General features: G+C 64.4%; 10 protein-coding genes and 1 tRNA gene. 7 read left to right on the top strand and 4 right to left on the bottom strand.

Translation table 11 applies throughout. From position 1 onward, the window contains the following. Positions 1–139: 139 nt before the first annotated feature. Entirely contained in the window at positions 140–1,228 is a 1,089-nt protein-coding gene (locus tag MUB52_RS07360) for a site-specific integrase (protein ID WP_263843545.1), read from the bottom strand. Between the two features lie 113 nt (positions 1,229–1,341). Between MUB52_RS07360 and dusA the strand changes: the two genes are divergently transcribed. From dusA to MUB52_RS07345, 3 genes are all read left to right on the top strand, one after another. Further along, positions 1,342–2,343, top strand: coding sequence for a tRNA dihydrouridine(20/20a) synthase DusA (dusA, locus tag MUB52_RS07355; protein WP_263843544.1), 1,002 nt, complete (start codon positions 1,342–1,344; stop codon positions 2,341–2,343). 48 nt (positions 2,344–2,391) lie between these two features. Further along, on the top strand, positions 2,392–3,201 hold the full coding sequence (locus tag MUB52_RS07350; RefSeq protein ID WP_263843543.1) for a hypothetical protein: 810 nt from the start codon (positions 2,392–2,394) through the stop codon (positions 3,199–3,201). Between the two features lie 123 nt (positions 3,202–3,324). Continuing rightward, entirely contained in the window at positions 3,325–4,110 is a 786-nt protein-coding gene (locus MUB52_RS07345) for an inositol monophosphatase family protein (protein ID WP_263843542.1), read from the top strand. Here MUB52_RS07345 and MUB52_RS07340 read toward each other — a convergent pair whose 3' ends face one another. Next, positions 4,111–4,878: a rhomboid family intramembrane serine protease gene (locus tag MUB52_RS07340; protein ID WP_263843541.1), complete on the bottom strand. Its 768-nt coding sequence runs from the start codon at positions 4,876–4,878 to the stop codon at positions 4,111–4,113. It abuts the gene before it with no gap. A gap of 70 nt (positions 4,879–4,948) precedes the next feature. Beyond that, a complete protein-coding gene (gene putA / locus MUB52_RS07335; RefSeq protein WP_263843540.1) occupies positions 4,949–8,362 on the bottom strand; it encodes a bifunctional proline dehydrogenase/L-glutamate gamma-semialdehyde dehydrogenase PutA in 3,414 nt (1,137 codons plus the stop codon). Positions 8,363–8,459: 97 nt separating this feature from the next. On the opposite strand from putA, the gene MUB52_RS07330 reads away from it, so the two are divergent. The 4 genes from MUB52_RS07330 to MUB52_RS07315 all read left to right on the top strand — a co-directional run bounded on the left by MUB52_RS07330 (position 8,460) and on the right by MUB52_RS07315 (position 12,537). Continuing rightward, positions 8,460–8,960, top strand: a complete 501-nt coding sequence (locus tag MUB52_RS07330; RefSeq protein WP_263843539.1) for an Lrp/AsnC family transcriptional regulator — start codon at positions 8,460–8,462, stop codon at positions 8,958–8,960. A gap of 31 nt (positions 8,961–8,991) precedes the next feature. Next, positions 8,992–9,546, top strand: a complete 555-nt coding sequence (locus MUB52_RS07325) for a tetratricopeptide repeat protein (protein WP_263843538.1) — start codon at positions 8,992–8,994, stop codon at positions 9,544–9,546. Positions 9,547–9,587: 41 nt separating this feature from the next. Then, positions 9,588–9,673: transfer RNA gene (locus MUB52_RS07320), tRNA-Leu, on the top strand. Positions 9,674–9,936: 263 nt separating this feature from the next. Next, a complete protein-coding gene (locus MUB52_RS07315; protein WP_263843537.1) occupies positions 9,937–12,537 on the top strand; it encodes a methyl-accepting chemotaxis protein in 2,601 nt (866 codons plus the stop codon). 166 nt (positions 12,538–12,703) lie between these two features. Here MUB52_RS07315 and metG read toward each other — a convergent pair whose 3' ends face one another. Next, the gene (gene metG / locus MUB52_RS07310; protein ID WP_263843536.1) at positions 12,704–14,425 is read right to left on the bottom strand and encodes a methionine--tRNA ligase; all 1,722 of its coding nucleotides are present in this window, start codon (positions 14,423–14,425) and stop codon (positions 12,704–12,706) included. Positions 14,426–14,452: the final 27 nt, after the last annotated feature.

Genomic DNA, 14,452 nt, shown 5'->3' with positions numbered 1-14,452 from the left:
TCAACATGCGGCCACCGGTGCCAGAAACCCTATTAGAGAAACGGCTGATCAGTGGCCCAGCAACAGGGGGCTAGACAATTGGGCCGACTTTGACTTCGGCAGACCCGCTGCGTGATCATCGATGCAGTCCAGACTTTCTTCATTCTCCGGCTAACAGTGACGAAGGCGAAACCGCGCGTTTCGGAACCAACGCATGCAGCGCTTCTGGTTGAAGATGTGTATAACGGCGCAGCATTTTCCAGTCTTTGTGGCCTGTCACCAGCGCGACCTGTTCAATGGCGAGCCCGGCTTCGAAAAGGCGACTTGTGCCTTCGTGACGTAAATCGTGGAAGTGCAGATTCCTCACGTCGACGCTTCTACAGGCTCGTCGAAAGGCCGTGCCAACCGATCGCGAGTTGTAGGGAAAAATCCTGTCGTCAAAACGTCCGAAACCCTTTGCGTGAGCGATGAGAAGCGCCCAGGCGTCGAATCCGGTGGCGGCGAAGAGCGGGATGCGCTGGTCATTTCCGGTCTTGTTACGCGGGTCTTTTCTGTCGCGGATCAGGAGCATGCGGCGGTCGACATCGAGATCGTTCCATTCGATCCGGCAGATCTCGTCGAGCCGCATGGCCGTGGCGACCGCGAACTTCACGATCCGCGTCATGGGCAGCGTCAGGCGTTCATTGTCATCGAAGGAACGGAACAAGCGGTTCAACTCGTCCGTGCTGGGGCGTCGATCCCGCTCTGTACCCTTGCCGATGAGGCCAAGCCGTTTCAGTGCGACACGCGCCAGATCGACGGGCTCTGGGGAGATGTCGAGGCCGTGTACAGCCGCCGCATGGGTGATGATCATCTTGATCACGCCGATGTCGATCCCGAGAGTGACCGGGCCCGCACCTTGCTCCGCGCGCGTCTTGCCGTAGTCGATCAGCTTCTGCCGGTCGAGGTGCCCGATCCGCTCCTTGCCGAGATCGCGCTTGAGCGTGGTCAGCGTGGCGGCCTTGCTGCGACGCGGCGGTTTCCCTACCTCGCACATATCGGTTATATGAAGGTCGATGAGGTCGCCAAAGGTCTGGAGGCGGGAAACGGACGACTTGTTCGGCGCCAGCCCCTGATCGACTCGGGTCTCTGCCTGGCGGGCCCAACGATGGGCGTCGTCGCGACGGAGGAACGTCTCGCTCGCGTAGCGGCCCTTTCGTCTGATCTGGACCCGGTAGGCGCCGGAGGGGAGCTTGGTGATGGAGGCCATTTTCGTGTGCGCCGTGTGTGCAATGAGTCGTCGTAGAGGGGCAAATTCGGGGATATTGGGGCGTAGTCCAGCGTAGCAGCATCCGCCGCCAACAGTTTGAAGATACGCAAAAAATGCAAATAAATCAACATGCTAGATTGTCCGTGGCTCCGATGATGGATTGGACGGACCGTCATTGCCGGCACTTTCACCGGCTGTTGAGCGAGCACGCGCTCCTGTACACCGAGATGGTGACGTCGGCTGCGCTAGTCCGGGGCCAGGCGCTGCATTTGCTCGACCACACCTTGTCGGACCACCCGGTCGCGCTGCAACTTGGCGGCTCGGACCCGGGTGAGCTGGCAGAGGCCGCCCGCATCGGTGCGGAGGCGGGATATTGCGAGATCAACCTGAACGTCGGCTGCCCGTCCGACCGGGTCCAATCCGGCTGTTTTGGCGCTGTCCTGATGGAGCGGCCGGCGTTGGTCGCGGAGTGCGTGGCGGCGATGCAGCGGGCGGTGGATGTCCCGGTCACAGTGAAATGCCGGATCGGCGTGGATGCGCAGGACCCAAGCGTGGTGCTGCCCGAGTTTCTGGCCCACATCGTGCGCGCCGGGTGCGAGCGGGTGATCATCCACGCCCGCAAGGCCTGGCTGCAGGGGCTCAGCCCGAAGGAAAACCGCGATATCCCGCCGCTTGACTACGATCTGGTGCGGCAGATGAAAGGGCTCTTTCCGAACCTGCACATCAGTATCAATGGCGGCATCACCTCGCTCGATCAAGCCCAGGAGTTTCTGGACGGCGGGCTGGACGGCGTCATGATCGGGCGTGCGGCGTATCAGGACCCTGCCGCGATCCTCTGCGAGGCCGACCCGCGGATCTTCGGAACAGGTGAAGCCAGCCTGCCGGAAGAGGCGGTTCTGCAGATGCTGCCCTATATCGAGGATCACCTGTCGCAGGGCGGCAAACTCGGTCAGATCACCCGGCACATGCTGGGGCTCTTCACCGGGCGGCCCGGCGCGCGCGCGTGGCGGCGCATGCTGTCCGAGGGGGCACACCGTCCCGGCGCGGGCACGGATCTGGTGCGCGAGGCGCTGCAGCAGATCGCCCCGCGCGAGGACTGCCGGAAGGTGGGGTAGCCACGTGGGCGGCGTCAACGCAGAGGCGGTGGGGGTGCGGGGCGCGTCATGGCTCTAGACCGCACGGACGGCGATCCGTCCGCGTTTTCCGAGACCGGCTGGGCCGTGTTTCCTCCGGAAGACGCGGTGCTCGACTGGGTCACCCACGCATTACCGCACGCCCGCGCCGCGGTGAGCGCCGAGCAGAATGCCGCGATGCTCCAATGCGAAGGCACGTGGTTCGTCGGGCTTGATGTGCTGCCGAACGATGTGGCGGGCCGGGTGGCCGGCGGGCCTGCGCTCACTGGCTCGGCGGTGGCCTTCACGGCGGCGCATTGCGGTGGTTGGCCGGCTTTGCACCCAGCGCAGCTCTCTGTCACCTATCCGGGCTATCCACGCCCGCGCGAAGGCGAAAGTGCCGCCGGCTTTCGGTACCGGCTCAACCGGAATGCCGCGCATGTGGACGGGCTGATCGGTGTGGGAGACCCGAAACGCCGGTTTGTTCGGGAGCCGCATGCCTTCATCCTGGGCCTGCCGATGACAGACGCGTCTGAGGCGGCGGCCCCCCTGGTGGTTTGGCCGGGCAGCCACGCGGTCATGCAGGCGGCCCTGCGGGAAGCGCTGGGGCCAGCGACGGGTCCGCTGTCGCAGGTGGACGTGACAGATGCGTACACCGCGGCCCGGCGCCGGGTTTTCGAAAGCTGTCCGCGGATCGTCGTGCATGCGCCCGTTGGTGCCGTTATCCTGCTGCACCGAATGGTGCTGCATGGGGTGGCACCCTGGGGTGAGACTGCGACGGCCGGGCCGGACGGACGGATGATCGCCTATTTCAGGCCGCCGATGGCTGGCGGCGTCGAAGCCTGGCTGGAAGCCCGCTGAACCCATCCGCAGCCGTCACACCCGCGTGGGCCCCTGCGTCCGGGACGGCGCGGCCGTGCCCCCTTGGCAAGCCAGTGACCAGCCCTTATACGCGCAGCCTGATCCCCAAAAGGAGAGCCCAGCATGGTCGGCAGCGCAAACCTCAACATCATGATCAAGGCCGCCCGCCGTGCAGGCCGCGCGCTGGTGAAAGACTTCCGCGAAGTCGAGAACCTGCAGGTCTCGATGAAGGGGGCGGGCGACTTCGTGAGCCGCGCCGATCTCAACGCCGAGACGCTGATCAAGGAGGACCTGATGGGCGCGCGTCCCACCTATGGCTGGCTCGGCGAGGAGGGCGGCGGCGCCGAGGGTCAGGACCCGACGCGCCGCTGGATCGTCGATCCGCTGGACGGCACCACGAACTTCCTGCACGGCTTGCCCCATTGGGCGGTGTCGATTGCGCTCGAACACAAGGGGCAGATCGTGGCGGGCGTGGTCTTTGACCCGGCCAAGGACGAGATGTTCTTTGCCGAGAAGGGTGCGGGCGCGTGGATGAACGAAAGCCGCCTGCGCGTCTCGGGGCGCAGCAAGATGATCGAAGCGCTCTTCGCCACGGGCTTGCCGTTCGGTGGGCGGTCCGATCTGCCGGAGACCCTGACGGAGATGGCGCGCGTGGCGCCTGCCTGCTCCGGCATCCGGCGCTGGGGGGCGGCGGCGCTCGATCTCGCCTATGTGGCCGCGGGCCGCTACGACGGTTATTGGGAGCGGCGGTTGAACGCCTGGGACATTGCGGCGGGGCTGATCATCCTGCGTGAAGCGGGCGGCTTGGCCGAACCGATCGAGCCTGAGAAGGATATCGTTGCCGATGGGACGATCATCTGCGCCAATGAGGCGCTCTTTTCTCCGCTGGCCAAGCTGGTCCGCGGCTGATCAGCTCCACGGACCTTTCGGGCCTCGCCGCCGGCTCACCTTCGGAATGTTGCTGCTTCTGACGCGGTAGCGCGCTTCGGGGTGGGGCGGATGACCATCGGTGCGCTGCCAGAAGGCCGGCCCGCCGCGCTTCAGCCAGACCGGCAGCGCGAGCGCCAGACCGGCCACGAAACCGCCTGCATGCGCCCAATACGCGACGCCACCGGTGTCCGGGTCCGAGCCCACACCGCCAACGAATTGCAGTGCGAACCAGACGGCGAGCATGATCCAGGCCGGGATCGGAAAGATCCGGAAAAAGATGATGAAAATGAAGAGGATATCCACCTTCGCTTTTGGAAAGAGCAGAAGGTAGGCGCCCATGACCCCTGCAATGGCGCCCGAGGCACCAACAGTCGGGACGACAGAGGCGGGCGCCGAGGCGTATTGCACCCAGCCCGCCGCAATGCCTGCGGCGACATAGAACAAAAGATAGCCCGCATGCCCCATTTCATCTTCGATGTTGTCACCGAAGATGAAGAGGAACAGCATGTTGCCCGCCAGGTGCATCCACCCCCCGTGCAGGAACATGGAGGTCACCAGCGTGTAGCTGCCCTGACCCGCATCGAGCCGGGCCGGGATCAGGGCCCAGTCGACCCAGAAGCTGTTGATCAGCCGCGCATCCTGCATGATCCCGACGTAGCTGAGGAATATTCCCACATTGGCGGCCATCAGCACGTAGGTGACGTAGGGCGTGCGGCCCGAGGGGTTGTGATCACGGATCGGAAACATGGCCGCACGCTGCGGGATCAGACGAGCTGCGTCAAGGGAGCGGTGGGGTGCATCCGCCGATGCGGCTGCGTCAGGTCGACGCCCCCAGAAGTGCGGCGTTGCCGCCCGAGGCGGTCGTGTCCACGCAGACATGCCGTTCGGCCCGGACGCGGGTCAGATCGGGACGGCCAGGGATCAGCGGGATGATCGGACCTGTCCGGGCGGCAAGCGCCGTCTCCATTGCGCGCGCGGTCTCGCTGTCGCCCCACCAGAGCACCCCGCCATAGGCAGGGCCTTCGGTGAGCAGGTCGGGGTCGATCCGGCCCGTTGCCTTGACCGCGACACCGCCGAGCGCCTCGACGGCCCGCGCCTGCGCCTCGGCGACCGCGGCGCCCGGCCCGGCGCAGAGCAACGCGGCGCGGGGCAGGGTGCTCAGGCGGTTGGATTCGCCCGTCGGCCCCGGCAGGCTCTGCGCCGGGCCATTCGGTGCCAGCGCGCTGCGCAGGGCCGGCGGGTGCTCCATCGGCTGGTCCCAATCCTCTTCACTGTGTTCACGGTCAGGATCGGCAAACCGCGCAAGATAGTTCGGCCCCCCGGCCTTCGGACCGGTGCCCGACAACCCCTCGCCGCCAAAGGGCTGGCTGCCCACGATAGCGCCGATCTGATTGCGGTTGATATAGATGTTGCCGGCCTCGATCCGGTCCGAGACATGCTGCACACGGTCGTCGATCCGAGTGTGCAGGCCAAAGGTCAGCCCGTAACCGGTGGCATTGATCGCGTCGATCACCGCGTCGAGCTCGTGCGATTTGAACGTGACCAGATGCAGGACCGGGCCGAAGATCTCGCGCTCCAGCTCGGCGATGCCGCCCAGCTTGATCAGCGTGGGGGCAATGAAGGTGCCCTCGGCGGGCGTCTCCAGTTCGGCCAGCACCCGGCCCTCGGTGCGGGCGTGGGCGACATGGTCTGCGATGGTCTTGCGTGCTGCCTCGTCGATGACTGGTCCCACATCGGTCGAAAGCTGCCACGGGTTGCCGAGCCGCAGCGTGTGCATGGCGCCGATCAGCATCTCGGTGAAGCTTTCCGCGATGTCCTCCTGTACATAGAGGCAGCGCAGCGCGGAACAACGCTGCCCGGCCGACTGGAAGGCGCTTTCGATGATCGACTGCACCGCCTGTTCCGGCAGCGCCGTGCTGTCCACGATCATCGCGTTGAGCCCGCCGGTCTCCGCGATCAGCGGGGTACCGGGCGCGCAGTGAGTGGCAAGCGAAGACCGGATGCGCAGTGCGGTGGCGGTCGAGCCGGTGAAGGCCACGCCGTTCACCCGGTCGTCCGAGGTGAGGCAGGCGCCGATCTCACCGCCCCCCGGCAGCAGTTGCAGCGCGGTGCGCGGCACGCCGGCCTCATGCAGGATCGAGACTGCCAGAAAGGCTGCCAGCGGGGTCTGCTCGGCCGGTTTGGCGAGCACCGCGTTGCCCGCGGCCAGCGCGGCGGTCACCTGGCCGCAGAAGATCGCGAAGGGAAAGTTCCAGGGCGAGATGCAGGTAAAGATGCCGGCCGGCGGGCTATTGGTGGCCTGCGCTGCGTAGTAGCGCAGGAAGTCCACCGCTTCACGCAGTTCGGCCAGGCAGTCGGGCAGGGTCTTGCCGGCCTCGCGGGCCAGGATCGCGAAAATCTCGCCGAACCGGGCCTCCATCCGCTCGGCGGCCGCCAGCAGCACCGCACGGCGTTCGTTCAGCGGCGCGTCCCAGACCGTTGCAGCGGCCAGAGCCGTCTCCACATCCGCGCGGGTTGCACTGCGGACCGTGCCGGGAGAGCCCGCAGGATCAGACGGGTTTGCAACCGGCTCGGTCCGCGCTTCGGCATCGGGCGTGCCGGCAAGCAACGGGTAAGCCTCCCAGCTGTGGGCCGCAAAGGCGCCCCGGGCGGTGTCGATCGCCTCAAGTGTCTGCGCATGGCTGAGGTCGAAGCCCTTTGCATTGTCGCGCAGCGGCCGGAAGAGCTCGGCCCCGGTGGCGATGCGGGGGGAGGGCGCAGCGGCGAGTGTCTCGAACGGGTCTGCCGCCACGACCTCCGGCGGGACATCCTCGTCGACAATCTGGTTCACGAAGCTGGAGTTCGCACCGTTTTCCAGCAGGCGCCGGACGAGATAGGCGAGCAGGTCGCGGTGGGCCCCCACGGGCGCGTAGATGCGGCAGCGGGTCCGGTTCTGCGCCATGACCAGCGTGTGCAGTGTTTCGCCCATGCCGTGCAGACGCTGGAACTCATATGCCTCGGGGTCCTCTGCCAGATGCAGGATCGCCGCGACCGTATGCGCGTTATGCGTCGCGAACTGCGGATAGATCCGGTCGGTGAGCTGCAGCAGGCGCTTGGCATTGCAGATGTAGGAGACATCCGTCGCGGCCTTCCGGGTGAAGACGGGAAAGCCGTCCACGCCGTCGACCTGCGCGGCCTTGACCTCGGTGTCCCAGTAGGCGCCTTTGACGAGGCGAACCATGATCCGGCGATCATGCCGCTCGGCCATCTCATAAAGTGCCTCGATCACAGTGCCCGCGCGCGGCCCGTAGGCCTGCACGACAACACCGAAGCCGTCCCAGCCGGCCAGCGCGGGCTCGGCCATGACCCGGTCGATCACCTCCAACGACAGCGCGAGGCGATCCGCTTCCTCGGCATCGACGTTGAGGCCCATCCCGGCCGATTTGGCCAGCAGCGCCAGCGCCCGCAGCCGCGGCACGAGGTCGGTCATCACCGCCTCCTCTTGTGCCACCTCAAAGCGCGGATGCAGCGCCGAGAGCTTGACCGAGATGCCGGGGTTCTTGCGGATATCCGTCGATGTACAGGCGGTGGCGATGGCCGAGATCGCGCGCGAGTAGCTGAGATGGTAGCGCTTTGCATCCGCTTCTGTGCGGGCCGCTTCGCCAAGCATGTCATAGGAGTAGGTAAATCCCTTTTTCTCCATATTTGCAGCACGTTCCATTGCGTTGTTGATGTCCTCACCAAGCACGAACTGGCGGCCCATCTCCTTCATCGCGCGGCTCACGGCGGTGCGGATCACCGGCTCGCCCAACCGTTTGATGGCGGCGCGCAGATGCCGCACGGGGCCCGGTTGTTCGTCGTCGAGCACCCGACCCGTGAGCATGAGCGCCCAGGTCGAGGCGTTGACGAGGCTGGAGGTGGAGTGCCCCAGATGCCGACCCCAGTCGGAGGGCGCGATCTTGTCCTCGATCAGCGCGTCGATCGTGTCGGCATCGGGCACCCGCAGCAGCGCCTCGGCGAGGCACATCAATGCCACGCCTTCATCGGTGGACAATCCGTATTCCGCGAGGAAGACTTCCATAAGTCCGGGGGCGGTGCTCTTGCGGATGTCCCGCACCAGTTCGGCGGCCTGATCCGCGATCCGCGCGCGGGCGTCGGCGGAGAGTGCGGCCTGACCTATCAGATCGGCCAAGACGGCGTCGGGGTCGGCGTATTTGCGGGCATCGATCTGCTGACGGAGGGAGTGGGACATGTCGCGCGCCATAACCTGTTTCCTTTAAGCGGTTTGGCCTAGTATACTCCGAAGAGCGAAGCCAGACTGACCAAAGATGAGACGAAGGGAGGGCGATATGGTCAAAATGAAGCCAGACGACGCGACAAACGATCAAGCGGATCTAGATCGCTTCGACCGCGCGATTCTGTCCGTTCTTGCGGAAGACGGGCGCATCAGCATCACCGATCTGGCCAAGCGCATCGGTCTGTCGAAATCGCCCACGCAGGCGCGGTTGCGGCGGCTCGAGCAGAGCGGTGTGATCATCGGCTACCGGGCGCTGCTCGATCCGATCCGGCTGGGGCTCGATCATGTCGCCTTTGTCGAGGTGCGTCTCAGCGACACGCGCGAAGCGGCCCTGACCGCGTTCAATGTTGCGGTTGCGAAGGTGCCCGAGATCGAGCAGGCGCATATGATCGCGGGCAGCTTCGACTACCTGCTGAAGGTGCGCACGCGGGACATGTCCCGCTACCGGCAGTTTCTGGGCGAGACGATTTCGGCCTTGCCCCATGTTGCGGGCACCTCGACCTTCGTTGCGATGGAAGCGGTCAAGGAGACGATGCTCGCCGACCCGGCTTGACGGGGCGCGGCTTTGAGGTCGATGATGTCGTATGACACGGCTTTCCGTTCTTCTCAGCTGCCTTGCGCTGCCCGCCTTCGCAGAGTGTCCGCCGCCCGCCGATGTGTCGGCCGAGCTCGAGACGCTCTTTGCTGAGGCGCGGGATGCGAACACCGAGCAGGACGGGCGCGCGCTGTCCCAACAGATGTGGCAACTGTGGCTGACCGCGCCCGATGCCGCAGCGCAGGAGGTGCTCGACCGCGGAATGCGCAAACGCGAGGTCTACGACTTCGTCGGCGCGTTGACCGATTTTGACCGGCTCGCCGAGTACTGCCCGCTCTATGCCGAAGGGTTCAACCAGCGTGCCTTCGTTCACTTCCTGCGTCAGGATTATGATCTCGCGCTCGTGGATCTCGATGTGGCACTTCGCCTGCAACCGCGCCATGTGGGGGCGCAGTCGGGACGGGCGCTGACCTTGATGCACCTCGACCGCATCGACGAGGCGCGCGCCCAGCTCGAGGACGCGCTGCACAACAACCCCTGGCTTTCAGAGCGCTTTCTGATGGCGGAAGGCGGACCTCTGGCGCCTTCGGGAAACGACATCTGACCCGTTTACACCGGGGCCCGCTCCGCTATGGTGCGCGGCGGGCCCGCGTGGTGGAATGGTAGACACAGGAGACTTAAAATCTCCAGGCGGAAACGCCGTGCCGGTTCGAGTCCGGCCGCGGGTACCATGGCAATTTGTCCGCACGGTCTTCTCCCCCAGATGTGGTGATGTGCAGAGCTTCCGAAGAGGCAAAGCGGCCCGTCTTGTGACCGGCCGATTTGACGAAAATCTTCCCGATTCTCCTGGCTCCGGTGGTCACGGAGCACCCGGCGTTATGCGGGCGTTAAGCGCTCCGTAAGAACTGGGTTGTAGAGGAAATCGCAATACTGGTCCCATGCACGCCCGGCGCATGCGCTGCGGCGGGACCGATCGCATCAAAAGGAATAGGTGATGGCGACCCCAAAAAGCCCAAAAATCAGCATAGGCGCGCTCAACAGTCTCTTTGTCAAATGTACCATCATGGTGCTTGTCTGCATCATCACCGTGGTCGCCGTCGTGGTGGGGATAAGCAATGACACGAAAAAAAGGCTGACATCCGAGGCCCTGAGCGAAAGAGCGGCTGAGGTGACCGCGTTGCTGGCCATGCAGATGGGCGGATCCATCAAGTTCGGCAATACAAATGCCGTACAGTTGATCGTGGAAGGCGTCATCGCGTCCGCGCGCCCGGACGCAATCGGCGCCTTTGTGATGAGCGATACCGGCGCGGTGCTCTATAGCGAAGGGACCGAGGCGTTCTACGCCGAGGCTGCCGCAGCGCTGGCGCAAAATGCGCTCGAACAAGGTCAGACCGTGATGTCCGAGGACGGTTTGTCGACGGCCGTGCCCGCCGCCTTCGGTGATGGCGACGCCATCGCTGGTGTGGTTGTCACCAGCTGGAGCGATGCGAGCCAGATTGCGAAACTGGCTACCCTCCAAAATCGCGCCTTGATGACCGGTTTTGTTGTCATGTTGGTCGCTGTGGGCCTGGCCGGGTTCTTCCTGCGCAGCCAGATGTCACGGCCGATCATGCGGCTGACCGACGCCATGGGTGACATCGAGCAGGCGCGATACGATATCGAGGTGCCGTTCACGAAACGCGGTGACGAAGTGGGCCAGATGGCGCGGCGGCTCGATATGTTCCGTCAAGCGCTGGCCAAGGCCAAGCTGGCAGAACGTGAAAGCGCCTTCAAGAGTGCGGCTTTTGTGGGGTCGACTGCGCCGATGATGATGGTTGACGAGCAGCTTGAGGTGATTTTCATGAACCCCACCTGCGAGAAGCTGCTTGGGGACATCATGCCCGGATTGCAGGCGCATTGGCCGGATCTGAAGGCGGGCGAGGTGATGGGCGCCAACCTTGCGAACTTCAGCGAACTGCGTCAGCGCACGCGTGAAATTGCGTCGAAGGGCTTGGGCGTCTTGCCCGCGTCTCATCGCGCCAAGATCGGTGACGTGCTCATCGAAGTGAACATGAACGCGGCAATCAATGACGCTGGCGAGATGATCGGTGCGGTGATCGAATGGTCCGACGCCACCGAGGCCGCCCGCAACTCCGCACTGCTCGAGACAATCGACGACGGGCAGTTGCGGATTGAATTCGATGCGGCCGGTCAGGTTGTCGGGACCAACCCGAACCTCGTGGCACTTCTTGACGTTGGCGAGGACACCATCAAGCAGCGCAGCTTCTCCGATATCTTCGGTGGATCTTCGGCAGGCGATGTCGACGCGGCCGAATTGAAGCGGCGGGTCTTGACGAGCGACACCAACAGTGAGGCGGTCTTCGGCCGGTTCGTCATGAAGCGGGCATCCGACGGGAAATCTCTGGTCGTCGAGGGCAACTTCGCCTCCGTGCCGTCGCCAGACGGTCAGTTGGAGCGGGCGATCTTCCTCGGAACCGATGTGACGGAGAGCGCGGAAGCGGTCCTGCGCAGCGAAGAGGAGCGGGCCCGGACGGCGGAACAGCAAAAGAGCGTCGTGGAAGCGCTCGGCGTCGGGTTGCAGTCTCTGGCGGACGGGGATCTCACCTTCGAGATTTCGACAGCTTTCCCGGCCGACTACGAAAAACTGCGTACGGACTTCAACGCAGCGGTCCGCGCCCTGCAGGATGCCGTGGGTGCCGTGATGCACAACTCCGAGGCCATCCGCAACGAGACTGCCGAGATCACCACGGCGGCTGATGACCTGTCGCGTCGCACCGAAAAGCAGGCTGCGACATTGGAAGAAACCGCTGCGGCACTCGATGAGCTGACCAGTTCGGTCAAATCTGCGGCTGAAGGTGCGGATGAAGCGTCGACAATGTCTGCCGACGCGCAGTCGAACGCGGAAAAGGGCGGCGAAGTCGCGCGCCAGGCCGTCAACGCCATGGATGGGATCAAGGCGTCCTCGCAAGAGATTTCCAAGATCACCTCTGTCATCGACGACATCGCCTTCCAGACCAACCTTCTGGCCCTCAATGCTGGCGTCGAAGCGGCGCGGGCGGGCGAAGCGGGCCGGGGCTTTGCGGTCGTGGCAACCGAGGTGCGTGCGTTGGCCCAAAGATCGTCCGATGCCGCGCGCGAAATCAACGCACTCATCTCCAGCTCCGGCGAGCAGGTCGAGCAGGGCGTCGATTTGGTCGACAAGACCGGCAAGGCGCTGGCTTCAATCGTGGAGTCGGTCTCCGAAATCTCGAAACGCATTTCGACCATTGCCGCCTCCGCGCGCGAGCAGTCGGCGGGCCTCAATGAGATTAACACCGCGGTGAACGAGTTGGATCATGTGACGCAACAGAACGCCGCCATGTTCGAGGAAACGACTGCCGCGAGCCATGCGCTTACTGCAGAGGCCGATGCGCTGGCGACTGCTGTCGCGCGCTTCAAGCTCAACGTGGCTCCGGTTGCGAAACCAGCGGCAGCACCGAAGGCGCCGCCCAGCACGGCGCCGACCGCCGCAGTGCCTGCAACGCAAGGCAATGCGGCGCTGAAGGTCGAGCCGACGGATGAGGTCGAGATCGATTCGAGTTGGGAAGAGTTCTAGAGCGTTTCGTCTTTAGCCTGAGATAGGGTGTATCACCTCTTGCGTTGATTTCATTGAAATCAGGCAGAGATAGGGGATGCAGATTCAAGGCGAGCTGCTTCGGCTGCAGTCGACATAGAAGACAATCAAGCCGCAGGGGAACGGCGGCTTGGTTGGTCCTTAGGGCTCAGTCGGCCCGCCGACCGGAGAACTGTGCCTTCCACGCCGCGCAATCGTCGTCACTGACCTTGGCGAACAGCACATCGGGCACGTCAAAGGCATGTCCGGCCTCGAGCCGGCTCAGAAACTCCGACGGGTCGTCGGGCCAAGCGGCGGTGTCGATCTTCAGGCTCTGAAGGATCGTTCTGCTTGCATCGGGCAAAAACGGTGCAGAGAGCACGGCGAAGAGATGCGCTAGGTTCAAGCCCAACCGGGTCTGGGCAGCGGCTTGCTGCGGCTCGGTCTTGAAGGTGCTCCAGGGGGCCACGGCCTGCAAATACTCGTTGCCGCAGACCCAGATCGCCCGCAGCTCCTGTGCCGATTTTCGCACTTCCATCGTGTCCATCAGCTCAGCGTATCGCGCCACGCGTTCCTCCACTTCGGCGATGGTGGCCGCTTCGGCAGCACCGTATTGCCCTCCGGCCGGGACGGCCTCGCCGAACTTCGACCGGCAGAACTTGGTGATCCGGCTGATGAAGTTTCCAAGCACATCCGCCAGATCCTTGTTCACCGCGCTCTGGAAGTTTTCCCAGGTGAATTCGGAATCGCTTTTCTCGGGCGCATGGCTCAGCAGCCACCACCGCCAGTAATCGGCCGGCAGAAGCTCGAGCGCCTGGTCCATGAAGATCCCGCGACCTTGCGAGGTCGAGAACTGGCCACCGTCGTAGTTGAGGTAGTTGAAGGACTTCAGGTGATCGACCATCTTCCAGGGCTCGCCGGATCCGATGAGGGTCGTCGGGAAACTGAGCGTATGGAAGGGGACGTTATCCTTGCCCATGAACTGGGTGTAGCGGACGTCATCGGCGCCCTTGTCCGTGCGCCACCAGCGTTCCCAGGCCGCGGCATCCAGACCCTGCGCCTCGGCCCACTCGCCGGCGCAGGCTATGTATTCGATCGGCGCATCGAACCAGACGTAGAAGACCTTGCCCTCCATGCCCGGCCAGTCCGCATCGCCCTTGCGCACCGGGATCCCCCAATCAAGATCGCGGGTGATGCCGCGGTCGCGCAACCCTTCACCGTCATGCAGCCACTTCTTTGCAATCGAGGTGGTCAGGACGGGCCAGTCGGCCTTGGAATCGATCCACGCGTCGAGCTGGTCTTTCAATGCGGACTGCCGCAGGTACAGATGCTTGGTGTCGCGCACCTCCAGCTCGGTTGCGCCGGAGATCGCCGACCGCGGATCGATGAGATCGGTCGGATCGAGCTGCTTGGTGCAGTTCTCGCATTGATCGCCGCGCGCCTTGTCGTAGCCGCAGTTGGGACAGGTGCCCTCGATGTAGCGATCCGGCAAGAACCGCCCATCGCGGATCGAGTAGACCTGCTGCTCGACCACCTCCTGGATCAGCCCGGCCTCGGCCAGTCGTCCGGCGAAATGCTGGGTCAAGGCGTGGTTCTGCGGGCTCGACGAGCGTCCGAAATGATCGAAAGACAGACGGAAGCCCTCGGCAAGACGGGCCTGCACGGCGTGCATCTCGGCGCAATACTCCGCCACCGGTTTGCCGGCCTTGGCAGCGGCCAGCTCGGCCGGCGTGCCATGTTCATCGGTGGCGCAGAGAAACAGGACCTCGTGGCCTCGCGCGCGTTGATAGCGGGCGAAGAGATCGGCGGGAAGCTGGCTCCCGACGAGGTTGCCGAGATGCTTGACCCCGTTGATATAGGGGATTGCGGACGTGATGAGGTGGCGCGCCATGAATGGACCCCGCTTAGTCTGACTTGC

It is taken from the genome of Roseobacter sinensis, assembly GCF_025755255.1.
Taxonomy (GTDB): domain Bacteria; phylum Pseudomonadota; class Alphaproteobacteria; order Rhodobacterales; family Rhodobacteraceae; genus Roseobacter; species Roseobacter sinensis.
The sequence above is the reverse complement of the archived record's forward strand: the minus strand, read 5'-3'. Positions and strand labels throughout refer to the sequence as shown.

What these genes read in the sequence shown, in the direction of transcription:
- MUB52_RS07315 (WP_263843537.1), top strand. Translation starts at nt 9,937, where the DNA reads ATGGCGACCCCAAAAAGCCCAAAAATCAGCATAGGCGCGCTCAACAGT.
- MUB52_RS07340 (WP_263843541.1), bottom strand. Translation starts at nt 4,878, where the DNA reads ATGTTTCCGATCCGTGATCACAACCCCTCGGGCCGCACGCCCTACGTC.
- MUB52_RS07350 (WP_263843543.1), top strand. Translation starts at nt 2,392, where the DNA reads ATGGCTCTAGACCGCACGGACGGCGATCCGTCCGCGTTTTCCGAGACC.
- MUB52_RS07325 (WP_263843538.1), top strand. Translation starts at nt 8,992, where the DNA reads ATGACACGGCTTTCCGTTCTTCTCAGCTGCCTTGCGCTGCCCGCCTTC.
- putA (WP_263843540.1), bottom strand. Translation starts at nt 8,362, where the DNA reads ATGTCCCACTCCCTCCGTCAGCAGATCGATGCCCGCAAATACGCCGAC.
- MUB52_RS07345 (WP_263843542.1), top strand. Translation starts at nt 3,325, where the DNA reads ATGGTCGGCAGCGCAAACCTCAACATCATGATCAAGGCCGCCCGCCGT.
- MUB52_RS07360 (WP_263843545.1), bottom strand. Translation starts at nt 1,228, where the DNA reads ATGGCCTCCATCACCAAGCTCCCCTCCGGCGCCTACCGGGTCCAGATC.
- dusA (WP_263843544.1), top strand. Translation starts at nt 1,342, where the DNA reads ATGCAAATAAATCAACATGCTAGATTGTCCGTGGCTCCGATGATGGAT.
- MUB52_RS07330 (WP_263843539.1), top strand. Translation starts at nt 8,460, where the DNA reads ATGGTCAAAATGAAGCCAGACGACGCGACAAACGATCAAGCGGATCTA.
- metG (WP_263843536.1), bottom strand. Translation starts at nt 14,425, where the DNA reads ATGGCGCGCCACCTCATCACGTCCGCAATCCCCTATATCAACGGGGTC.